The 21,985-nt window shown below is 43.9% G+C and carries 22 protein-coding genes, 1 other RNA gene and 1 pseudogene; 5 read left to right on the top strand and 19 right to left on the bottom strand.

All coding sequences use genetic code 11. The features are described 5' to 3' along the window. Nucleotides 1-12: 12 nt before the first annotated feature. The 18 genes and pseudogenes from H605_RS19425 to H605_RS0109885 all read right to left on the bottom strand — a co-directional run. Nucleotides 13-234 (bottom strand): annotated as a pseudogene (locus H605_RS19425) (IS5/IS1182 family transposase); the annotation flags it as partial. Continuing rightward, nucleotides 233-664 (bottom strand): Fic family protein, encoded by a 432-nt coding sequence (locus H605_RS17720; protein ID WP_051210544.1) that lies wholly within the window; start codon nucleotides 662-664, stop codon nucleotides 233-235. The gene H605_RS17720 and the pseudogene H605_RS19425, both read right to left, overlap by 2 nt. Before the next feature lie 144 nt (nucleotides 665-808). Beyond that, nucleotides 809-1,159 (bottom strand): type II toxin-antitoxin system RelE/ParE family toxin, encoded by a 351-nt coding sequence (locus H605_RS0109810; RefSeq protein WP_051210545.1) that lies wholly within the window; start codon nucleotides 1,157-1,159, stop codon nucleotides 809-811. Beyond that, nucleotides 1,159-1,308, bottom strand: a complete 150-nt coding sequence (locus H605_RS18930; protein ID WP_155979509.1) for a hypothetical protein — start codon at nucleotides 1,306-1,308, stop codon at nucleotides 1,159-1,161. Before H605_RS18930 ends, H605_RS0109810 begins: the two co-directional genes overlap by 1 nt. A 177-nt stretch (nucleotides 1,309-1,485) precedes the next feature. Further along, nucleotides 1,486-1,846: a transfer-messenger RNA gene (gene ssrA / locus H605_RS18655) on the bottom strand. Nucleotides 1,847-1,936: 90 nt separating this feature from the next. Continuing rightward, nucleotides 1,937-2,404 (bottom strand): SsrA-binding protein SmpB, encoded by a 468-nt coding sequence (gene smpB, locus H605_RS0109820; RefSeq protein ID WP_029054058.1) that lies wholly within the window; start codon nucleotides 2,402-2,404, stop codon nucleotides 1,937-1,939. 42 nt (nucleotides 2,405-2,446) lie between these two features. Continuing rightward, nucleotides 2,447-4,828 carry a ribonuclease R gene (gene rnr / locus H605_RS0109825; RefSeq protein WP_037561876.1) on the bottom strand — a complete coding sequence of 794 codons (2,382 nt, stop codon included), beginning with the start codon at nucleotides 4,826-4,828 and terminating at the stop codon, nucleotides 2,447-2,449. 39 nt (nucleotides 4,829-4,867) lie between these two features. Next, nucleotides 4,868-5,614 (bottom strand): alpha/beta hydrolase, encoded by a 747-nt coding sequence (locus H605_RS0109830; RefSeq protein WP_029054060.1) that lies wholly within the window; start codon nucleotides 5,612-5,614, stop codon nucleotides 4,868-4,870. A 61-nt stretch (nucleotides 5,615-5,675) separates the two neighbouring features. Then, a complete protein-coding gene (gene secG / locus H605_RS0109835) occupies nucleotides 5,676-5,903 on the bottom strand; it encodes a preprotein translocase subunit SecG (RefSeq protein WP_029054061.1) in 228 nt (75 codons plus the stop codon). Between the two features lie 111 nt (nucleotides 5,904-6,014). Further along, entirely contained in the window at nucleotides 6,015-7,310 is a 1,296-nt protein-coding gene (gene eno, locus H605_RS0109840) for a phosphopyruvate hydratase (RefSeq protein WP_029054062.1), read from the bottom strand. Nucleotides 7,311-7,322: 12 nt separating this feature from the next. Then, nucleotides 7,323-8,849: a 2,3-bisphosphoglycerate-independent phosphoglycerate mutase gene (gene gpmI, locus H605_RS0109845; RefSeq protein WP_029054063.1), complete on the bottom strand. Its 1,527-nt coding sequence runs from the start codon at nucleotides 8,847-8,849 to the stop codon at nucleotides 7,323-7,325. Beyond that, complete coding sequence (tpiA, locus tag H605_RS0109850) at nucleotides 8,839-9,603, bottom strand: triose-phosphate isomerase (protein ID WP_029054064.1); 765 nt, start codon at nucleotides 9,601-9,603, stop codon at nucleotides 8,839-8,841. The genes gpmI and tpiA overlap by 11 nt, the downstream gene beginning before the upstream one ends. A gap of 12 nt (nucleotides 9,604-9,615) precedes the next feature. Further along, on the bottom strand, nucleotides 9,616-10,803 hold the full coding sequence (locus H605_RS0109855; RefSeq protein ID WP_029054065.1) for a phosphoglycerate kinase: 1,188 nt from the start codon (nucleotides 10,801-10,803) through the stop codon (nucleotides 9,616-9,618). Nucleotides 10,804-10,935: 132 nt separating this feature from the next. Then, nucleotides 10,936-11,943 carry a type I glyceraldehyde-3-phosphate dehydrogenase gene (gene gap, locus H605_RS0109860; protein WP_029054066.1) on the bottom strand — a complete coding sequence of 336 codons (1,008 nt, stop codon included), beginning with the start codon at nucleotides 11,941-11,943 and terminating at the stop codon, nucleotides 10,936-10,938. 61 nt (nucleotides 11,944-12,004) lie between these two features. Further along, the gene (locus H605_RS0109865; RefSeq protein WP_029054067.1) at nucleotides 12,005-13,030 is read right to left on the bottom strand and encodes a sugar-binding transcriptional regulator; all 1,026 of its coding nucleotides are present in this window, start codon (nucleotides 13,028-13,030) and stop codon (nucleotides 12,005-12,007) included. 126 nt (nucleotides 13,031-13,156) lie between these two features. Continuing rightward, nucleotides 13,157-13,390, bottom strand: a complete 234-nt coding sequence (locus tag H605_RS0109870) for a glutaredoxin family protein (RefSeq protein WP_029054068.1) — start codon at nucleotides 13,388-13,390, stop codon at nucleotides 13,157-13,159. 1,221 nt (nucleotides 13,391-14,611) lie between these two features. Further along, nucleotides 14,612-15,400 carry a TPM domain-containing protein gene (locus tag H605_RS19565; protein ID WP_051210546.1) on the bottom strand — a complete coding sequence of 263 codons (789 nt, stop codon included), beginning with the start codon at nucleotides 15,398-15,400 and terminating at the stop codon, nucleotides 14,612-14,614. Beyond that, on the bottom strand, nucleotides 15,397-15,975 hold the full coding sequence (locus H605_RS0109885) for a LemA family protein (RefSeq protein WP_029054071.1): 579 nt from the start codon (nucleotides 15,973-15,975) through the stop codon (nucleotides 15,397-15,399). Before H605_RS0109885 ends, H605_RS19565 begins: the two co-directional genes overlap by 4 nt. A gap of 418 nt (nucleotides 15,976-16,393) precedes the next feature. On the opposite strand from H605_RS0109885, the gene H605_RS0109890 reads away from it, so the two are divergent. The 5 genes from H605_RS0109890 to H605_RS0109910 all read left to right on the top strand — a co-directional run bounded on the left by H605_RS0109890 (nucleotide 16,394) and on the right by H605_RS0109910 (nucleotide 20,753). Then, nucleotides 16,394-17,134 (top strand): metal ABC transporter ATP-binding protein, encoded by a 741-nt coding sequence (locus tag H605_RS0109890; protein ID WP_029054072.1) that lies wholly within the window; start codon nucleotides 16,394-16,396, stop codon nucleotides 17,132-17,134. Beyond that, a complete protein-coding gene (locus H605_RS0109895) occupies nucleotides 17,134-18,003 on the top strand; it encodes a metal ABC transporter permease (RefSeq protein WP_029054073.1) in 870 nt (289 codons plus the stop codon). The genes H605_RS0109890 and H605_RS0109895 overlap by 1 nt, the downstream gene beginning before the upstream one ends. A gap of 57 nt (nucleotides 18,004-18,060) precedes the next feature. Then, on the top strand, nucleotides 18,061-19,020 hold the full coding sequence (locus H605_RS0109900; protein WP_029054074.1) for a metal ABC transporter solute-binding protein, Zn/Mn family: 960 nt from the start codon (nucleotides 18,061-18,063) through the stop codon (nucleotides 19,018-19,020). A 135-nt stretch (nucleotides 19,021-19,155) separates the two neighbouring features. After that, nucleotides 19,156-19,470 carry an ArsR/SmtB family transcription factor gene (locus H605_RS0109905; protein WP_029054075.1) on the top strand — a complete coding sequence of 105 codons (315 nt, stop codon included), beginning with the start codon at nucleotides 19,156-19,158 and terminating at the stop codon, nucleotides 19,468-19,470. Continuing rightward, complete coding sequence (locus H605_RS0109910) at nucleotides 19,461-20,753, top strand: arsenic transporter (RefSeq protein WP_029054076.1); 1,293 nt, start codon at nucleotides 19,461-19,463, stop codon at nucleotides 20,751-20,753. The genes H605_RS0109905 and H605_RS0109910 overlap by 10 nt, the downstream gene beginning before the upstream one ends. 243 nt (nucleotides 20,754-20,996) lie before the next feature. Here the strand turns inward: H605_RS0109910 and H605_RS0109915 are convergent, their stop codons facing one another. Then, entirely contained in the window at nucleotides 20,997-21,695 is a 699-nt protein-coding gene (locus H605_RS0109915; protein WP_029054077.1) for a DUF421 domain-containing protein, read from the bottom strand. Nucleotides 21,696-21,985 lie beyond the last annotated feature (290 nt).

Genomic DNA, 21,985 nt, shown 5'->3' on the forward strand with positions numbered 1-21,985 from the left:
TCTTCCTATTGCAATCTCTTTCTCATTAATCGGACGTGCGTCTTCTTCAGCCTGCTTTTCCTTTAACCATTGTTCACGTTCGGCCTTCGGCTTCCGTCCGTGCTTTTTCGGTACCTGCTTCTTTTTCTTTTTGGCGGCTTGGACTCGATCTCTTGCCTCAAAATGTGTGGCATCGAAGGCGACATATTTATCGCTGATACGCCCTTCGTCGATGGCAAGTAGAATTAGTTCATCATGGATCTGTGGAACTACTTACAGCATCAGGTGGAGTATAAGAGGCACCTGATATGATTACATTCTGCTCTCTATACTTCCCTGCATTTGCTCTGTCTATTGAATGCAAGACGATGCCATGCAATTCTTTAATCACTATTTCCGAGAGGGGCTGATCTTGCTGCACTATTTCTTCTGCAACTAAAATAGCTTCCTTATGATTAATAGCTTCTAGGTGCTCTCTCATGGATTTTCCAGCAATAACTATGCCGTCCTCTAGCACCGCTTTCGTTTCATAAACTGTTAGCCTATTTCCTTCAATCGCATTGGAGTGATATGTATTTTTAATTAAAAAGTCTTCTTTCAAGCTACGAATAAGTCCTTTTGAAAGTGGTCGTCGTTGATCGACATTCTTTTTTAACAGTGAAAGTCGATCCGTTTTTTCTGTCACAGCTTACATCCCCTTTATTAAAATAAGGGATATTGTACAAGAGCTCACTCTTGTACAATATCCCTTCATCGAAAAAGTATAGAAAACCGATTCATCACTGGATATATTTTCAGATGTATTCAACGTCTTCGTATAGCTGCTTCACTACAATTCATTTTCTAAAATTCGATCTATTATTCGTATGATTTCGTTTACAGATATATCTTCTTGTTCGTTTTTAGAGTAAATGGTTAACGGATATATTTCTAAGTCGGCTGTGACTAAATACCATATCACCCGAAATCCGCCACTCTTTCCTTTGTTTGCATTTGGATTACTCAATCTCGTTTTATATACGACATTTCCTTTGGTTCTGGGAATTCGGTCCCCATATAATTTACCTTCTTCAAAATCTGCAAAAAGGGAATCCACTAAATCAACCACTACTGGATATTTTCTAGCGATTTTTAAAAGCTCTTTTTCGAACGCTTTAACACCAAGCACTTTATACTTCATTATTTTTCTTCTAAGCTCTTCCTCACTCGATTCATCATATCCTTATATGAATGTTTGGGTAGCTTTCCCTTTCTCATTTGGTTTACTTCTTTTATAGATTCTGTCAGTATTTTTTTACTATCTGCCTGATTGTCTTTTAAAATGGCCATTTCATTTTCCTCCTTCTCATCCACACATACCACATCCTTTCAGATTATGTATATGTGTAAGTATGTAATGAGCATGATGATTTAAACATCGTTTTACTTTATTTTTAAAAATAAGGGATATCACACAAGAGGTTCTCTTGTACAATATCCCTTACATCTTATTACACCTTAATCTCATAATGGAGACGGTGGGAGTCGAACCCACGTCCAAAGGCTCTGCTACTTCAGCGTCTACGCGTGTAGATCGATTATTTAGGTTTCGCGCAAGCATTCTGCCATCAATCAGGGCGTCCTGTGCGCTATTCCGGGAATCTCTTATGACACCCTCAGAATGCAGATGTCATCGTAGCTCACTATAAGTGAACCTTACGCCTCCACATGAGCGATGGAAACGGAAGGTAGATTCAACAGCTTACGCTGCGAATGCTAGGTTGTTGTTTGTTTTGCCAGTTATTATTAACTGTCGTTTCTGACGGAGACGATCCCTCCGACGCGCGGCTCAAGCCCAGACCACCCCTGTCGAATCCGTAACGTCCCCGAAGGAAAGTCCGGAACCCAGGCCCGTTTCACTTAAAACGGCGGGTCGTACTTGAAACTATTTATAGTATATAATAAATCGGCTTGAATATCAATCTTGTTGATTGGCTTTAAATGCTCGTTGCATATCGCGCTTATGCTCTTTTTCTTTCAAGTCTTGGCGCTTATCATAGAGTTTCTTCCCTTTACCTACACCAATCAATACTTTGGCGAAGCCGTTTTTAATATACATTTTCAACGGGATGATCGAATAGCCTTGTTGTTTCATCGTGCCTGTGAGCGAAGCAATCTGTTTTTTGTGCAACAGTAATTTTCGCACACGAACGGGATCATGGTTATGGATATTCCCTTGTTCATATGGACTGATGTGCATATTCGACAGCCATGCTTCGTTATTACGGATTAATATAAAGGCATCACGCAACTGGACTTTCCCTTTGCGGATCGATTTGATTTCCGTTCCTTTTAGCACGATGCCTGCTTCAATCGTTTCTTCAATTGCGTAATCAAAATTCGCCTTTTTATTGACGGCGAGTACTTTACCGGTTCCTTTGGCCATGCAACTTCCTCCCTGACAGAAGACCGGAGACAGGCTCCAGTCTTATTTTTTCTTTGGACGTTTCTTAGATTTCTTTGGCATACCTTCATAAAACTTCTTCTTTGGTTTTTCGTATTTTTTATTGCGCTTGTCGCTAGAACTTTTCGCTCCGCCACCAGCACTTGATTTACTACTAGACCCTTGGCTTCTTCCTCTACCTGCACCTTGGCCTCTGCTCTTACCTCTGCTAGCCTGGATCACTTTTGGTGACTCTTTACGAGAGCCTCGGAAGTTTTCTTTCATTCCAACGATTTCGAAGTCCACTGCTTGCTCTTCTGGTTTAACAGATGTCACACGCACTTTTACTTCGTCCCCGATACGATATTGTTTCGCTGTACGTTCCCCGATCATCATCATTTGGCGATCATCGAAGCGATAATAGTCGTCGTTCATGTTCTTGACATGGACAAGTCCTTCTATCGTATTTTCAAGCTCTACAAAGATTCCGAAGTTCGTAACAGAAGAGATGACTCCTTCAAACTCTTCCCCAACTTTATCGAGCATAAACTGTGCTTTCTTCAGTGCGTTCGTATCACGCTCTGCATCTACTGCACGGCGTTCACGTTCAGACGTGTGCTGGGCAATCTCAGGTAGTGTAGCAGACCAATGTGCAACCGTTTGAGCCGATGTGTCTTTATTGAATAAATACGTACGGATGAGACGGTGAACGATTAAGTCCGGGTATCTTCTAATCGGTGCTGTGAAGTGCGTGTAGTATTCCGTCGACAAACCGAAGTGACCGATACTGTCTTGGAAATACTTCGCTTGTTGCATCGAACGTAATAACATCGTGGAGATCAGTGATTGTTCTGGCATTCCTTCAATCGATTCCACAATTTCTTGCAATGCACCTGAATCGACTTGTTTACCCGTTCCTTTGACGACGATTCCGAATGTCGTAAGGAACTCGAAGAAGCGTTGTAATTTCTCTTCTTTTGGATCTTCGTGGATTCGGTACAAGAAAGGTACTTTCATGCGGTCGAAGTGCTCTGCAACGGTTTCGTTGGCAGCTAGCATGAATTCCTCGATCAACCGTTCAGATACTGTACGCTCAATAATGACCACGTCTGTCGGCCAGCCGTTTTCATCTACTAAAATTTTGGATTCTTTAAAGTCGAAGTCGATGGCGCCACGGTCTTGACGCTTCTGACGGAAAATGCTTGCCAGTTTGGCCATGTCGTTTAGCATCGGTACGATCTCATCGTATTTCTTAGATAGTTCTTCCTCTTGATGCTCAATGATTTGATACACTTCATCGTATGTCATGCGGTAATTGGAGTTAATGACACTCGGATAAATATCATGATCAATGACTTTACCGTTCATATCGACTTTCATTTCGCATGTCAGTGTTAAGCGATCTTCTCCTGGATTGATGGAACAGATGCCGTTCGACAAGCGATGCGGCAACATCGGAATGACGCGGTCTGTCAGATAGACACTCGTACCACGGTCTGCTGCTTCTACGTCCATTGGGGAGTTCTCTGTTACGTAGTAGCTCACGTCCGAGATATGGACAAATAGACGATAGGATCCGTTGTCTTCTTTGAAGACTGAAATCGCATCATCCAAGTCTTTTGCATCGGCACCGTCAATAGTCATCGTCAATTCTTTACGTAAATCTCTACGGCCTTCGAAGTCTTCTGGCTGAACTGTCGTCGGTACACTATTCGCGTGTTCCATAACGTCTGCAGGGAATTCGATTGCAATGCCATGTTTGTGAATGATCGATAGGATGTCTACACCTGGGTCGTTTTTATGCCCGAGAATCTGTGTGATCATGCCAGTTGCATTATTTTCATCGCTTGGCCAAGCCGTGATTTCAGCAATCACTTTCTGACCGTCTACCGCTTCCAATGAATGACCTTTTTCGATGTACAAGTCCATTGGCAATTTCTTGTCATCCGGTAAGACGAAACCATATCCTTCATGTGCTTGATATGTTCCGACAACTTGTGTCGTTTTACGCTCGACGACTTTCGTGATCACGCCTTCGCGACGATCTCCAAATGAGTCGTCTGATACGCGTACCAAGACGATATCGCCATTCATTGCGCCGTTTACTTCATGTGGTGGGATGAAGACATCATCGCCCTCTACTTGCTCTGGTGCCACAAAGCCGAAGCCTTTTGCGTGACCGATGAATTTACCGCGAAGTAGATTCATTTGTTCAGGCAATCCGTAGCGGTTATTGCGTGAACGAACGATTTTCCCGCTCTGTTCTAATTGTACGAGCATTTTTACTAAGTCTTTAAATTCGTCCGCCTGTTCTAAGCCGAGTGCTTCTTGTATCTCGTGCACAGTGGACGGCATATAGGATTTTTCTTTTAATAAAGACATAACCCGTTCTTGTAACTCTTTTATATTTGGTTCCAAAAAAACCATCTCCTCCTTTTGTTCCTTTAGTTATATCTTCCCCTAATTTCACTCTTGCCAATCAAGGGATTCTAAAAAATGTAGTATATTTTCGTGAAGTTGTGCTTTTTCGGGACCTAGTGTAATGACATGTCCCGATTCTTCGTACCATTGTAGTTCTTTTTCTGTAGATTCTGCTTCGTCATAGATGATTTGTGCAGAGTTCGGATCGATTACGTCGTCGTGACGCGATTGAACAACGAGTAATGGTGTGTAGATGCAGTCGACTTGGTCGCGTACGCCTTGGACCATGGATTGCAAACCGTCTAAACCTGGCATGGACTTCGTTTTCAAGTCGTCCATTTCTACTTTGATTTGCTCGTCTGATAGGCCCGCGATTTTTTTGTAGTCTCGTGCATATTTCAGCACGCCTGACCACATCAAGTCGGTCGTTTTCATCGTCATCGGTGCGCACATCGTCACGATACCTTTTAGCGGAAATTGCGCTGCAAGCTTTAGTGAAAATACGCCACCGAGCGATAATCCCGCCACAGCAATCTCTTCATATCCTGCCTCTTTTAGCTCATTATATGCATCCAGTACATCTTGCCACCACTGGTCAGGATTTGTCTCGATCAATTCTTCAGGCGGCACACCATGACCGCGGTAATGTGGTGCCAATGAAGTGTAATTATGTTTTTCAAGGAAGCGGCCGAGCATCCGCACATCCGCGGATGTTCCTGTAAAACCATGCAATAGTAATACCGCACGTTTTCCATGTTGAAAGAAGAATGGCTTCGGTTGGGCAATTCGCATGTATTTCGTTCCTTTCTACGAAAAGCGCCTGACCGTTCAAACATGGTCAGGCGCTTGCATTTTATATTTTCATAATCGCAATGGTTAGGACAAAAAATAGGACGGATAAGACGATGGTCGCTCTTTGTAGAACGAGGTCTAATCCACGTGCTTTTTGTTTTCCGAAAAGTTGCTCTGCGCCTCCGGAGATGGCCCCTGACAGTCCCGCACTTTTACCGGATTGCAATAAAACGACTACTATTAATGCTATAGCTACGACTATCAGCGATGCTGTGAAAACTGCATGCATGTTTTTCCACCTCCAAAAATAGCAAGTTACAACATTTCTATTCTACCAAAGCAAGTCTCTCGGCACAACCTTTTGTTACAAATTATGCCGATTGACCAGTAATAGATGCTATTATTTATTCAAATTATAGAACGTCTCTTTGCCTAGGTACTGCGCTGTTTCAAACAATTGATCTTCGATACGAAGCAATTGATTGTATTTCGCGACACGATCCGAACGAGAAGGTGCACCCGTTTTGATTTGGCCAGCGTTTGTAGCGACTGCGATGTCTGCAATCGTGACGTCTTCTGATTCACCTGAACGGTGAGAAATAACTGCAGTGTAGCCTGCGCGTTTCGCCATTTCAATTGCATCGAATGTTTCAGTCAATGTACCGATCTGGTTCACTTTGATCAGAATCGAGTTACTAATGCCTTCTTTAATTCCACGTGATAATTTGTCTGTGTTTGTCACGAATAGATCGTCACCGACTAATTGGACTTTATTGCCAAGACGTTCTGTCAATAGCTTGTGGCCAGCCCAGTCGTTCTCGTCCAAACCGTCTTCAATCGACACGATTGGGTACTTTTCGCAAAGCTCTTCATACCAAGCAACCATTTCTTCAGATGTTTTACGAATATCTTCACCTGCAAGGTAGTAGTTGTTTTGGTCTTGATCGTAGAACTCAGAAGAAGCTACGTCCATCGCAAGCAAGATGTCTTCGCCTGCTTTGTAACCTGCTTTTTCGATTGCTTCGATAATCGTAGACAGTGCTTCCTCGTTAGAAGCTAAGTTCGGAGCAAATCCGCCTTCGTCTCCAACTGCTGTGTTCAAGCCTTTACCATGAAGAACCGTTTTTAGGCTGTGGAAAATTTCCGTACCCATGCGAAGTGCATGACGGAATGATTCTGCGCCAACTGGCATGATCATGAATTCCTGGATGTCGACGTTGTTATCTGCGTGCTCTCCACCGTTTAAGATATTCATCATCGGTACCGGCAATTGCTTCGCGTTAAATCCGCCAAGATGCTGGTACAATGGAATGTCTAAGTAATCAGCTGCTGCGTGTGCAACTGCCATAGAAACACCAAGGATTGCGTTCGCGCCGAGCTTGCCTTTATTCTCTGTACCATCTAATTCGATCAACGCTCTGTCGATGACGACTTGATCCAACACAGAATAGTTTTCTTCTAGTTCAGAAGAGATCACTTCATTGACATGATCTACTGCTTTCAATACGCCTTTACCGTTATAACGATTTTCGTCGCCGTCACGTAGTTCTACCGCTTCATACTCCCCAGTAGATGCACCGGATGGTACGATGGCACGTCCAAAGGCACCGCTTTCTGTGAATACTTCTACTTCTACAGTTGGATTGCCTCGTGAATCCAATACTTCTCTAGCTTGAATGTGGGTAATGATTGGCATGAAAATCTCTCCTTAGAATAATGATTTTCCGGTCATTTCAACCGGTTGTGGAATTCCTAACATTTTCAACATTGTCGGTGCCAAGTCTGCAAGAATGCCGTCTGTACGCAGCACTACATCTGGATTCGTGACAATGACAGGTACAGGATTTGTCGTGTGCGCTGTCATAGGTTGTCCACCAATTGTAGTGACTTCATCCGCATTGCCGTGATCCGCTGTAATGATAGCCGATCCGCCTTTTGCAGATAAGGCGTCAATGATTCGGCCTAAACATGTATCGACCGTTTCAATCGCTTTAATGGTTGGCTCTAGCATTCCGCTATGACCGACCATATCCGGATTCGCGAAGTTCAGGATGATGGCATCTTGTCGTTCCGCTTCGATTTCCGCAACTAACGCATCTGTTACTTCGTATGCGCTCATCTCCGGTTTCAAATCATACGTCGCGACTTTCGGCGAATTAATCAGAATGCGCGTTTCGCCTTCAAACGTCTCTTCGCGTCCGCCACTCATAAAGAACGTCACATGCGGATACTTTTCCGTTTCCGCAATACGCAACTGACGCTTGCCTTGGTCTTCTAGCACTTCACCGATTGTTTTGGTTAGATTGACATTATGAAATACAATGTCTGCTACTACATCATCATTATAATGCGTAAAGCCGACAAAATGTAAGTCCGTAAATTTTTTCACGCCGCGATCGAAGCCATCAAAGTCCGGTTGCGTGATCGCACGTGATAATTGAATCGCGCGGTCTGGACGGAAATTGAAGAATATTACCGCATCTCCGTTTTCAATCGTTGCTACTGGTTTGCCGTCTTGTTGAACGACAAACGGCTCGATAAACTCATCATGTATTTCTTCGGCATACGAAGCACGAATTCCTTCTTCTGCTGAATCACAATGAGGTCCAATTCCATAGACCATGGCGTCATACGTTTTCTGCACACGTTCCCAGCGCTTGTCGCGGTCCATTGCAAAGTATCTGCCGGACACCGTCGCGATCTGACCGACTCCTACTTCTTCCATCACATCTTCTGTACGTTTGATGTAAGGAAGAGCTGTCGTCGGTCCCACGTCACGTCCGTCGAGAAATGCATGCAAGTAAACACGCTCTACGCCATGTTCTTTCGCCATTTTCAATAAAGCGAATAAATGCTCATAATGACTGTGAACGCCACCGTCTGACAGCAGTCCCATTACGTGAAGTGCAGAGCCTTTCACTTTGACATGCTCCATCGTCTCAAGCAATGTCGCGTTCTCAAAGAACTCACCTTCACGAATCGACTTGTTGATGCGCGTCAAGCTCTGATAGACGATACGCCCCGCACCAATATTCAAGTGACCTACTTCAGAGTTCCCCATTTGTCCTTCTGGTAACCCTACGGCTTCTCCACATGCCGTTAATGTTGCGTGAGGGTAGTTCTCCCACAGCAAATCAAAGTTCGGTATGTTGGAGTGTGCTACCGCGTTGCCGTACGTTTCATCTCGTAAGCCGAAGCCGTCCAAGATAATTAACGCGACCGGTTTATTCCCCATGAGTTCCTGCCTCCACTAATTGAACGAATGCTGCCGGATCAAGACTTGCTCCTCCGACTAACGCACCGTCGATATTGTCCTTGCTGAGTAGTTCCGTGATATTTTCTGGTTTCACACTGCCACCGTATTGAATACGAATGGCATTTGCTACGTCTGTTGAGTAGAGTGTTTCGACCTTATGACGGATCGCTGCACATACTTCATTGGCATCATCAGCTGTTGCTGTTTTGCCTGTGCCGATCGCCCAGATCGGTTCGTAGGCAATGACAGCTTGTTTCGCTTGTTCCGCTGTGACGCCCTGAAACGCTTTTTCTACTTGCGCTGAGACGATTGAAACCGTTTCAAGTGCTTCGCGCTGCTCTAACGATTCTCCTACACATACGATCGGTACGAGGTGATGGTTGAACGCTGCGAGTACTTTTTTATTCACGGTATCGTCGGTTTCATTGAAATACTGACGACGTTCGGAATGTCCAAGAATGACATACTGTACGCCTAAGTCTTTTAGCATAGCCGGGCTGATTTCGCCTGTGAATGCCCCTTCGTCGGTATCATGCATCGTTTGAGCGCCTACTTTGATCGCAGTCGTTTCAAAACGTTGTAGTAAATCGTTCAGATACAATGCCGGTGGACAGATGACTGCTTCGACTTGATCTGATGCCGTGAGTTGTTCTTTAATGTGTTCCGCAAAATCTGCAGCTTCACCAGATAATTTAAACATTTTCCAGTTGCCCGCAATGATTCGTTTTCGCAAAAGAATTCCCCCTTATTCTCGATCTTGTAATACAGCGACTCCTGGCAATTCTTTGCCTTCCATAAACTCGAGTGACGCGCCGCCACCTGTAGATACATGATCCATTTGATCCGCGACTTCAAACTTTTCCACAGCCGCTGCAGAGTCTCCTCCACCAATTACTGTATAAGCAGTTGTTTCTGCCATTGCGTCCGCCACTGTTTTTGTCCCGTTTGCGAATGGTTCCATTTCAAACACACCCATCGGTCCGTTCCAGATGACAAATTTCGAGTCTTTAATTACTTGCTCGTAACGCGCTGCTGTTTCCGGTCCGATATCCAGACCCATCCAGCCTTCTGTAATCGCATCCACTGCAACCGTTTTAGTTTCTGCATCCGCTGCGAACTTATTCGCTACGACTGCATCTGTTGGCAAGTATAAATTCACTGCCTTTTGCTTCGCCTTCTCAATGAAAGACTTCGCCAACTCTACCTTATCTTCTTCTACTAATGAATCTCCAGTTTCATGACCTTGTGCGCGCGTGAATGTATACGACAATCCGCCACCAATCAACAAGTTGTCGACTTTATCCAACAAGTTATCGATGACGCCGATTTTGTCTTTTACTTTCGCTCCGCCAATGATCGCTGTGAACGGACGATCGGGATGAGACAATGCTTTTCCAAGAACATCTAATTCTTTTTCGAGTAGGAAGCCAAGTACCCCCGGTATGTACTCTGCAATGCCAGCAGTAGAAGCATGTGCACGGTGCGCCGTTCCGAATGCATCATTTACAAAGACGTCTGCAAGCTCTGCAAATTGCTTGGATAGTCCCGCGTCATTCTTTTCTTCGCCTGGATTAAAGCGAACGTTTTCCAGCAAGATCACGTCGCCGTCTTTCATTTCGGCAATCGCTTTTTCTACTTCTTCACCGATGGATGAATCCAATTTCTTCACAGGTTTCCCAAGAAGCTCAGACAATTTATCGCCAGCAGGTGTCAAGCGCATATCTTCTTTCACTTCGCCTTTAGGACGTCCTAAGTGGCTAGCTAAAATAACCTTTGCCCCCGCGTTTGTCATATACTCAATTGTTGGTAAAGCTGCTCTAATGCGTGTATCATCCGTTACCTTTCCGTCTTCCATTGGTACGTTGAAATCCACGCGACAAAATACGCGTTGACCGTTCAATTTAATATCCCTAATCGTCTTTTTCGTGTTCATTCAATAAGTCCTCCTCGGCTTAAATACAAAAAGAGGAACGGGTTCTCCGTTCCTCTCACCCATATTAATTCATTATAATCGGTTAGTTGTGGAATGGCTACGATTTATAACAGAATTCATGGTTTTCTCAGTTTATAGGCCTTGTTTATTCATATATCGTGCAAGATCGATACAACGAGCGGAGTAACCGGACTCATTATCGTACCAAGAAATGACTTTTACCATATTGTCTTCCATTACCATAGTAGACAATCCATCTACTGTGGAAGAAGCAGTGTTTCCGTTGTAATCTACAGATACTAATGGCAAGTCACTGAAGAATAGACGTCCTTTTAATTCGCCTTCAGATGCTTTCTTCAATGCCGCGTTGACTTCTTCCACCGTTACGTCTTTTTCTAATTCCGTCACAAAGTCAACAAGTGAAACGTTTGGAGTTGGCACACGAACCGCCATTCCATCTAGCTTTCCTTTTAGTTCAGGAATTACTTTCGTTACAGCAGAAGCTGCACCTGTTGTCGTCGGAATCATTGACACACCCGCCGCACGCGCACGTCGGTAATCGGAGTGTGGTAGATCCAAAATTTTCTGGTCGTTCGTATACGAGTGAATCGTCGTCATCATGCCGCGCTTAACGCCGAATGAATCGTTCAATACTTTCACGACAGGCGCTAAACAGTTCGTCGTACAAGACGCGTTCGATACGATATGGTCGTTCGCTGCATCGTACGTTCCTTCATTGACACCCATCACAAGTGTTGTCATTTCACCTTGTGCCGGAGCCGATAAGATCACTTTCTTCGCGCCTGCATCGAGGTGCTTTTGCAATCCTTCTTTTGAACGGAAAACGCCTGTACAATCGATGACGATATCTACGCCAAGGTCTTTCCAAGGTAGGTTCGCAGGATCTTTTTCTGCAAACACGCTAATCTTTTTGTCATTTACACGGATCGAGGATTCATCTGATTGCACATCAGCATCAAAAATACCGTGTACTGAATCATATTTTAATAAATGAGCCAACATCTCAGCATCCGCTAAATCATTGATCGCCACGACTTCCATATCTTCTGTTGCAAATGCTTCGCGAAGTACCAAACGTCCAATTCGTCCAAACCCATTAATCGCTATTTTCACTGCCACAATAAATCGCCTCCGTTAAAGTAGTTGTATCTTTTCGCCTGTTAGGCATTATCTCTTCGGTTTACATCAGCGACAGCATATTCTGTGCTGCCCCTTCATCTGTTATCAAAATTGTTTGGGACGGTGCACTTGCTAAATACGACAGCAGTGCTTCCGCTTTACTCGCTCCGCCAGCTACTGTGAACACGAGCGGAACGTCTTGCAATTGCTCCATCTGAATTCCAACTGTTCGGATACGATGGACAATTTCACCTTGCTGATTGAAATAAAAGCCAAATGCTTCTCCCTTAGCTTGCTGATCTTGTAAAATCTGCTGTTCTTCTTCGGAAGAGTTTCGCAATACAGCCATCTTCGTCGCATCCCCGACACCGTGGATCACGCAATCGGTGCGACTATATAGCTCCAACATCTCTTTCGCAGCGGGCTCATGCTGGAATACCGCATGCGCTTCTTCACTCAGAGTATCTGGATAATAAAACGCTTTGTATGTTGCGTGACACGATTCTGCAAACGAAGCAGCAATCATATTTGCCTGTAACCCAACTTCTTCCCCAACGCCACCTCTTGCTGCAATGAATTGCACATTTGGCAATTCGTCTTGCTGCATAAACGATGGAATCGCGGCTACTGAACTGCCACCAGTTACAGCGACAATTTCATTCCCCTTAATGCGCGAGCGAAATTGTTTCGCCGCTTGCATGCCGAGCAGCTTTTTCGTCAAAGGTGAATCATCGGAATCCCCTTCCACAACATGTACTTTTAGAATACCGAGACGCTCAGCCAACTCATTCGCAAGTTGTCGTCTGCCCGATTTCTCTTCCATCGTATCATGCAATACAAAAAGCACTTCTATACCTTTTTCAGTAGTCGATACGCCTTCTTTCGCAATATGCACCAATTCTTGTTCTTTCATTAAATCGAGCATCGTACGCGTTTCCCTTTCAGAATAACCAGACATAGAACTAAGTGTGCGTCTGCCGATAGGTCCCGACGCTTTAATCAGTTTCAACATCTGATAACGTTGCTCGATCAATAGCGGAAGTTCAGGTACAAGTGCGAGTTGTGCTTCGTAAAATGATAAGTTCACTCACATCACTCTTTTCAAGTGGGTTGTATTTGATCCCTGATGATTATTCTTGTCCCACCTAGGGTAAAAAAATACTATACATGAAGTATAGCATGTTCAGAAATGAAACACAATAAGAAAGCGTTTTCATTGTTCAATTAATTCCAAAATATCGATATAGCCGATATTTCCATATGCTAACACTTGTCCTTCGTGCTCAATAACCGGGATCATCAACATGTATTTCTCGTGGATTTCGTCATCTTCTTCTATATTAATCGTCTGCCACTCGAGCGGGTAATCTTCTGCGACCAAGTGAAGCATTCGTTCTGCTTCTTCGCATAGCTCACAATCGGGCTTTGTGTAGAATTGAATTTTCATTGGTGGGTCACCTCGTTTTTTATTAATGATGACATGGAATGGGTTGTTTTTCTAGGGATTTGCATTTTTTTGTGGAAGGGTTTGGGGTGATTGGCTTGGGGGTTATGAGCGGATACGGGGTTGCATTGAGCGGGTAACGTGGAACTATGAGCGGATGTAGGTCGCGATAGAGCGGATCACATTGTTGATAGAGCGCTTGCTGGGCGGCATTGAGCGGATAACTGGATTCATTGAGCGGCCACCCCTCCTCCACTGCAATGATAACTGCGGAAAGATAGATGGCGCGGCAGATACAGTCGTGGAAGATTAGCCGTCATACCGCGGACTTAGAGCGGATACGGGGTTGCATTGAGCGGGAAACGTGGAACTATGAGCGGATGTAGGTCGCGATAGAGCGGATTACATTGTTGATAGAGCGCTTGCTGGGCGGCATTGAGCGGATAACTGAATTCATTGAGCGGCCACCCCTCCGATAACCGCGGAAAGATAGATGGCGCGGCAGATACAGTCGTGGAAGATTAGCCTTCAGGCCGCGGACTTAGAGCGGATATGGAGTTTCATAGAGCGGAAAACGTGGAACTATGAGCGAATGTCGAGCGTGATAGAGCGAATCACACTGCTGATAGAGCGCTCGCTGGACTGCATTGAGCGGATAATGGGATTCATTGAGCGCCCTTCCCTCCTCCACTGCAATGATAGCTGCGAAAAGATAGATGGCGCGGCAGATACAATCGTGGAAGATTAGCCGTCAGGCCGCGGACTTAGAGCGGATAAGGAGTTGCATAGAGCGGGAAACGTGGGACTATGAGCGAATGTGGAGCGTGATAGAGCGGATCACACTGCTGATAGAGCGCTCGCCAGGCGGCATTGAGCGGATAACGGGATTCATAGAGCGCCCTCCCCCCACTGCAATGATAACTGCGAAAAGATAGATGGCGCGGCAGATACAATCGTGGAAGATTAGCCGTCAGGCCGCGGACTTAGAGCGGATAAGGAGTTGCATTGAGCGGGAAACTGAGAACTATGAGCGAATGTGGGTCGCGATAGAGCGGATCACACTGCTGATAGAGCGCACACCGGACTGTATTGAGCGGACAGCGTGACTCATTGAGCGCCCTCCCCCCACTGCAATGATAAACGCGGAAAGAAAGCACTCATCCAACAAAAAAAGTGACAACAACTCAAAATCGAGTCATTGTCACTTTTCCGCAAAGCAAGCCATTACCAACTTCGGCCTGCTCCGCCACCACCACCGGAACCACCGCCGCCGAAGCCACCAAAGCCTCCACCGCCGCTACTTCCACCTCCGAAGCCGCCGCCACCGGAGCCAGGGAAGAATATCGGACCAACGCTAGATCGGCCACGTGGACCGCCGCCACCGCCTCTTCCTCCGCCGCCGAAAAAGACGCGGAAGAGAATATAGAGAACGATGATCACGATAATAAATGATGGCATGCCCACGTCTTCATCATCTTGCTCGGGGTATACGACTGGCAACTCATCGCCTTCTAATCCGTATTCCGCGGCTATTTCATTATAGAAAGCTTTGTATGCTTCCATAATAGCGAGGTCTGGTTGTTCTTGCCTTAAATACGGCATCGCCAGTTCGTCAATATAACGTCCCACTTTACCGTCAGGAAGTGCCCCTTCCAAACCGTAGCCAGTCGCTAAATAAAACTCACGATCGATACCTGCCTCCTCATCTTTTTCTGTGGAAACGACAAGCAACGCGCCGTTGTCCATTTCTTTATCGCCTAATTGCAATTCACGAAGCAACCGTAATGCATATTCCTCAACAGGCTCGCCTTCGAGAGAATATACTGTACGAACAGCAAATTCTGCTTTTGTTGCTGCTTGCAAGCGAATTCCGTAGTCTTCTATCTCCACTTCTTGCGTAGGTGATAAAATGTCCGCGTCATCTACTACCACATCTGTAATCGCATGAACGGTCGTAGTACCGGTAAGGGCCACTAGTAGCGCTACGAAGAACATGCAGATGCGGTTGATCACTCCACGTCATCCCCGAAATCGACTGATGGCGGTTGTTGCGCCCCTTCGACCGCTTTGAAATATTCTTTTTCATCAAATCCGAAGATCGAAGCCACGATTTTACCTGGGAATCGTTTAACTTTCCTATTAAATGCAGACACGACGTCGTTATAATCCTTACGTGCAACGGCGATACGATTTTCCGTACCTGCTAATTCATCCATTAATTGTTGGAAGTTCTGGTTCGCCTTTAAGTCAGGATAGTTTTCTACAACTACTAATAAACGACTTAATGCACTTGATAGTTCTGAATCTGCGGCAGCTTGTTCTTCAGGACCTTGTGCCCCCGCCATTTTACTACGTGCATTCGCAATGTTTTCAAGCACCTCTTTTTCATGGGAGGCATACCCTTTCACCGTATTTACTAAGTTCGGGATTAAATCTACTCTACGTTGTAATTGCGTTTCGATTTGTGCATACGACTGATCAACATCTTCTTCCAAGTTCACTAACTTGTTGTAAGAAGGAACGATCATAATCGCCGCGATAATTACTAACACGATAATGGCTATAAGCGGGCCAGCAAGTTTCTTCATTGATCACTACTCCTCTCATCATCTCATTAGTATGTACTTACCCTACTTATTTCACTCACCAAACTTCCCATCGCGATCTTTTTAACGTTAATAGTTGGGTCTATGTCCAGTTTACTTCCTATATATAAGCATAAACTACATACAATATGACGCATCTATTCAATTAAATGTGCTTCTAGATAAAATCCGTAAGAATATTTTTCAATAACTACTTTACAGAAATTTTTGAGTAAGCTATACTATTGAAAGTTGCGCTAGGGAAACAATATAGTCCTAATCATGCATTAGAGTTGCATAGGGGAAACTATTGTTTTATATTATTACTTATAAAAAAACTATACTGCTTCTTAAGTAAAATAAAAGTTGTATTCCTTTTATCTGAAAGTTGCACTAGGGAAAGAAAAGAGGAGGAAACTGGATGATAGATCCGATCACAGTCAATAATATAAGTGTTTCGTATGACGGAAATGAAGTCGTAAAAGACGTTTCTTTTTCATTTGGAGCTGGTAGTTTGATTGGTGTTCTCGGGCCGAATGGTGCGGGTAAATCTACACTGATGAAAGCTATGCTCGGCTTAATTCATAAAGATCAAGGAGATGTGAAATTCGGTAGTAAGACGGTGGATTCCATGCGTAAGCAAATTGCTTATGTTCCTCAGCGTTCCAATATCGACTGGAACTTCCCGATCATCGTGAAAGATACGGTTTTGCTTGGTACGTATCCTAAGATCGGCTTACTAAGACGTCCTCGTAAAGCAGATAAAGAATGGGCAATGGAGTGTTTGAAGCAAGTAGGAATGGAAAGCTTCGCCAATCGCCAAATTGGTGAGTTATCGGGCGGCCAGCAGCAGCGGGTATTTCTTGCACGTGCGCTAGCCCAAAAGGCGGACTACTTCTTTCTTGACGAACCATTCGTAGGAATTGACGTATCCAGTGAAGAAATTATTATTGGCATTTTGCGCGAGATGCAAGCGGAAGGCAAAGTAATTTTTGTTGTTCACCACGACTTGTCAAAAGTAAAAAAATATTTTGATGGGCTGATTCTCATTAATAAAGAGTTAATTGATGCAGGTCCTACTAGTAAAGTGTTCCAGTCAGACAATATGGCGAAAGCATATAACCGTGAATTTATGATCGACGGCTTGGAGGTTTCAATGTAATGGAGTTTATTCAAGACTTAATGACGTACAGTTTCTTACAGAAAGCATTGATTACGTCGATCATGGTCGGCATCATTTGTGGAGTGATTGGAAGTTTCATCGTTCTTCGAGGAATGGCTTTGATGGGTGATGCGATTTCCCACGCTGTTCTACCAGGTGTTGCCATTTCTTATATGCTTGGAATTAACTATTTCTATGGCGCAGTGTTTACAGGTGTTCTTACAGCATTCAGTATCGGTGCCATATCTCAAAATAGTCGAATCAAGAATGACTCCTCTATCGGGATTGTCTTTTCAGCGTTTTTCGCTCTCGGGATTATCTTAATCACACAAGCTAAAAGCGCGACGGACTTAACGCAGATTTTATTCGGTAACGTGTTGTCTGTCCGCAGTTCTGATATGTGGCTGACGTTGATTATCGGTGCAATCGTCATTTTAGTAGTAGCGTTGTTCTTTAAAGAACTCCTCGTTTCTAGTTTTGACGAGACGATGGCTGCAGCTTATGGTTTGAAAACGCGTCTGATTCACTACGCGATTATGTTTTTATTGACATTGGTTACAGTCGCTTCATTACAGACAGTTGGCGTGATTCTCGTTGTCTCTTTATTGATCACACCCGCTTCTACAGCTTATCTGTTAACGAATCGCCTATCGGTCATGGTCATATTGGCAGCATTTTTCGGTGCTGTGTCCTCCATTACTGGACTGTATTTCAGCTTCTTGTATAATATGCCAACCGGGCCCGTGATTGCCTTGACAGCGACAGCCATCTTCGTCTTGGCATTTTTATTCTCGCCTAAACAAGGAATTGTCGTGGGGATGTTCCGTAAGAAGTTTAAACGTAAATCGATTACAGGCGCAACCAACTAAGCGTTTAACTGACCTGGCAGAAAAAATTTGTATTCACAAAGGAGTAGAATGTACTACATGAAAAAATTCGCAAAATGGCTAACACTATCATTGCTCGCTGTATTCATGTTAGCAGCATGTGGCAATGACAAAGGCACGAACGTTGGTGACAAAGCGGCGGAAACGGACGACAAGCTAAAAGTCGTTACTTCATTTACCATCATTGCGGATATGGCACGCGAAATCGGTGGGGACTATGTAGAAGTATATAACTTAGTGCCAACCGGAACGGATCCTCATGAATATGAGCCGTTGCCAAATGATATTAAAGCCGCAACCGATGCAGACGTTTTATTTTACAACGGTTTAAATCTTGAAGGCGGAAAAAAAGGCTGGTTCTTCAAAATGATGGATTCCGTTGGCCAGAAAGACGAAAACATCTATAGCTTAACTGAAAAAGTAGAACCTAAATATATTGGTGGAAAAGACGGCACTGACGAGGAAATCAACCCACACGCGTTTATCGATCCAGCTGTTGGTGTGAAAATGGCAGAAGCTATGCGCGATGCATTGATTGAAAAACACCCGACAGAAAGTGAAAAAATTCGAGAGCAAGGCGATGAGTACGTACAACGCCTACAAGAATTAGATGATGAATTTGCGGAACGCATTTCCACGATACCTGAAAAAAATCGTGTGCTCGTAACAAGTGAACGTGCTTTCCAATACTTGAATGACCATTATGGCTTAAAAGAAGCGTTTATCTGGGAAATTGATACGGAAGAGAATGGTTCTCCTAAACAAATCAAACAGCTCATCCACTATATCCAAGAACATAACGTGCCTGTATTATTCGTGGAATCTAACGTAGATACTCGCCCGATGGAAACTGTTTCCGCAGAGACTGGCGTTCCAATTGCCGAAAAGCCCATCTACTCTGATGAAATTGGTAACCCTGGTGACGAGATCGATACGTATATAAAATACTTGGACTACAATATGAATCTTATCCATGATGAGTTAAGCAAAGAACGATAATTAGCACGATCTATTAATTTGAGAGAAATAGGAAGCCACACTGCCCTGTGACTTCCTTTTTTGTTTGTCTAAAAGCATTGAACATATAAGCCTGAACTTATATGATATAGATACGTAAAATGAAAGGAGAATTTCATGAACCCTAAACAAATGGAACGTTACTTAAAAACCATTGGAGATCAATCTCGATTACAATTACTGAAGGCATTAGAGCAAAAGCCTTTGTGTATTTGTGATTTGAATACTTTACTAGACGTATCACAACCTGCAATCAGTCAGCATATGCACAGACTAAAAAGTGATGAGATCGTGCTCAATGAACGACGTGGACGCTGGGTATATTGGTCACTTAATCGTTCCCATCCCCACTACTACCTATTACTAGAGTTATTGAAATTATTGCCGGTTCCTACTATTGAATGTGGCAAGGAGGAGAACCCATGCAAATAATACTGGCTTCTCTTATATTTCTCCTCACACTGATCTTGGTTATTTGGCAACCGCGTAACCTATCGATCGGCTGGTCTGCCATCGCCGGGGCGGTTCTCGCCCTTCTTGTGGGCGTCGTCAGTTTTACTGATGTCATCGACGTAACGTCTATCGTATGGAATGCTACATTGACGTTCGTCGCGCTGATCATTATTTCATTGATCCTTGATGAAATCGGATTTTTCGAGTGGTCCGCATTACATATGGCGCGCTTTGCCAAAGGAAGTGGTGTGCGCATGTTTTTACTTGTCATCCTACTTGGCGCTGGTGTGTCGGCTTTATTCGCGAATGATGGAGCCGCATTGATACTCACTCCAATTGTCCTTGCGATGGTGCGTGCACTTAATTTTAAAGAGAAAATGATTTTGCCCTTCGTCATGGCGTCGGGATTCATTGCGGATACTACTTCCCTACCACTTGTCGTCAGTAATCTCGTGAACATCGTTTCTGCCGACTTCTTCGGCATCGGTTTTGCTGAATATGCAAGCCGTATGATTATCCCGAACTTCTTTAGTCTTGGTACAAGCATTCTTGTGTTGTATATGTATTTCCGGAAATCTATACCGAAACGTTTTGATGAAAAGTTGTTGCGTACACCTGCGAGTGCAATACGTGACCATAAGCTGTTCAGAATTTCATGGATAGTGCTCGGTGTATTGCTGATCGGCTACTTCATTAGTGAATCATTAGGTTTGCCCGTCTCCTTCATCGCCGGAACGATTGCAATCGTGTTCTTGCTAATTGCGAGAACGAGCGAAGCGGTGCAGACTAAAACAGTAATCAAAGGTGCTCCATGGGCTATCGTGTTCTTTTCCATCGGGATGTACGTAGTCGTCTATGGATTGCGCAATGCAGGATTGACATCTGTTCTGACCGCGTTGATCGAGTGGACATCGAGCCATGGCTTGTACGCCGCTACGATTAGCATGGGGTTTATTGCGGCAATCCTGTCATCGATCATGAACAATTTGCCGACTGTAATGATAGATGCGCTAGCGATCCAAGATGCTGCGGTACCGCCTAATGTGCGGGAAGCGTTGATTTATGCCAATGTGATCGGGTCTGATTTAGGTCCGAAGATGACACCGATCGGTTCGCTCGCTACGTTACTGTGGTTGCATGTGCTGTCGTTAAAAGGCATACAGATCTCTTGGGGATATTATTTTAAAGTGGGTATTATATTGACTGTGCCTACTCTCCTCATTACGTTGACAGGGCTATGGTGGTGGCTTTCAGTTTCTTAAAATGTGTAGGAAAGACAGTACTTGATTAATATAGGCCCCACTCAGTGAGATCACGTCTTTTCTCACTGTGTGGAGCCTATTTATATTAATCGAATCCCTATAAGCAATAATTAGATGGTAATTCAAGTGAAACGATGATAACCAGAATATCTATAATGGCCTCTTCTGAAATGACTTCTAGAATTTCTGTTATAAAAATCAATTGATATATTCTTCCTGTCAGCGTAGTTCTTGCGTTATTTTTTACTTCTGGCTATTACTTACATCAGCATTTGTTTTTATAAAAAAGCCTTCTGTTTTTGACCATTCACAATACAATATATGTTGAAGATTCCCATGCCCCAAGTGTCTCATTTCAGCATAAAGCCATGCCTCCGTTTTTCCAATAAAGTCTAGGACTTCCTTCTTGATTTTTCCCTCATCAATTAATAGTACGGTCGGTTCTTCTTCTCGGTTCTCCAGATTCATATCCTGTACAGCCACGGGTTTATACTTGGCATATTGATTAATTGAAATTTCTCCTCCCGGCTCGATAAATAAGTCCCGTACTTCTCTCAGCGAAAAAATACCTTGCATACGAAGCATCGTTCTCAACTGCTCCATTTCTAATTGGTTTTTTTCCATCAATTTTTTATTGATTTTCCCATCATGGATCAACCTGTCCGTTTCTCCTTTAATCGATATCCGTAACGGATTAGAAAGGGTGACAATTTTCTCCACGGCATAAATGGCAGTTGCCCACACCACAACCGAAAATAAAAACATGGGGATGGATATCTTTTCGTCGTAGAGGCTCTCTTCAAGAACGCCACCGAATACGAGAAGATACACCACATCATACGGTGTCATTTGACTCAAGTATTTTTTCCCTAGTAATCTTATGACAACTAGGAGAGCCACCAAGCCGATTACAAGCTTGCCACCATTCAGTAAGTAATCCACCCTAAACACCTCCAAACTTATTCACAACTAACAAAAAAATAGTTAGATAGTGAGCTGAGCTGCCTATAAATTTCCCCTCTTTATTTTACCTAGCATTTTTACTTTGTAGCTGATTTAACGCAGTTTCAACTATTTATCGAGTTAAGGAACCTATTGCCTGCATAACTCTTGTATGTAATGGAATAGTTCACACCATACTACTTTTTTCAGATGGTTATGAGAGTTTGTATTTAAATTAATTGAGAGTTATTTGGCCCTGTTTTCATTAGCACCTACAGATAGCATCCCCA

The organism is Sporosarcina ureae DSM 2281 (assembly GCF_000425545.1).
GTDB classification, from domain to species: Bacteria; Bacillota; Bacilli; order Bacillales_A; family Planococcaceae; genus Sporosarcina; species Sporosarcina ureae.

Bases quoted from the DNA above. Each gene is read 5' to 3' on its own strand.
- secG (WP_029054061.1), bottom strand. From the start codon at position 5,903: ATGCATGCAGTTTTCACAGCATCGCTGATAGTCGTAGCTATAGCATTA.
- H605_RS0109890 (WP_029054072.1), top strand. From the start codon at position 16,394: ATGATAGATCCGATCACAGTCAATAATATAAGTGTTTCGTATGACGGA.
- smpB (WP_029054058.1), bottom strand. From the start codon at position 2,404: ATGGCCAAAGGAACCGGTAAAGTACTCGCCGTCAATAAAAAGGCGAAT.
- gpmI (WP_029054063.1), bottom strand. From the start codon at position 8,849: ATGGGGAATAAACCGGTCGCGTTAATTATCTTGGACGGCTTCGGCTTA.
- eno (WP_029054062.1), bottom strand. From the start codon at position 7,310: ATGCCAATCATTACCCACATTCAAGCTAGAGAAGTATTGGATTCACGA.
- H605_RS0109885 (WP_029054071.1), bottom strand. From the start codon at position 15,975: ATGAAGAAACTTGCTGGCCCGCTTATAGCCATTATCGTGTTAGTAATT.
- H605_RS0109905 (WP_029054075.1), top strand. From the start codon at position 19,156: ATGAACCCTAAACAAATGGAACGTTACTTAAAAACCATTGGAGATCAA.
- H605_RS0109895 (WP_029054073.1), top strand. From the start codon at position 17,134: ATGGAGTTTATTCAAGACTTAATGACGTACAGTTTCTTACAGAAAGCA.
- H605_RS0109810 (WP_051210545.1), bottom strand. From the start codon at position 1,159: ATGAAGTATAAAGTGCTTGGTGTTAAAGCGTTCGAAAAAGAGCTTTTA.
- H605_RS0109855 (WP_029054065.1), bottom strand. From the start codon at position 10,803: ATGAACACGAAAAAGACGATTAGGGATATTAAATTGAACGGTCAACGC.
- H605_RS18930 (WP_155979509.1), bottom strand. From the start codon at position 1,308: ATGGCCATTTTAAAAGACAATCAGGCAGATAGTAAAAAAATACTGACA.
- H605_RS0109910 (WP_029054076.1), top strand. From the start codon at position 19,461: ATGCAAATAATACTGGCTTCTCTTATATTTCTCCTCACACTGATCTTG.
- H605_RS0109830 (WP_029054060.1), bottom strand. From the start codon at position 5,614: ATGCGAATTGCCCAACCGAAGCCATTCTTCTTTCAACATGGAAAACGT.
- H605_RS0109870 (WP_029054068.1), bottom strand. From the start codon at position 13,390: ATGAAAATTCAATTCTACACAAAGCCCGATTGTGAGCTATGCGAAGAA.
- H605_RS0109900 (WP_029054074.1), top strand. From the start codon at position 18,061: ATGAAAAAATTCGCAAAATGGCTAACACTATCATTGCTCGCTGTATTC.
- rnr (WP_037561876.1), bottom strand. From the start codon at position 4,828: ATGGTTTTTTTGGAACCAAATATAAAAGAGTTACAAGAACGGGTTATG.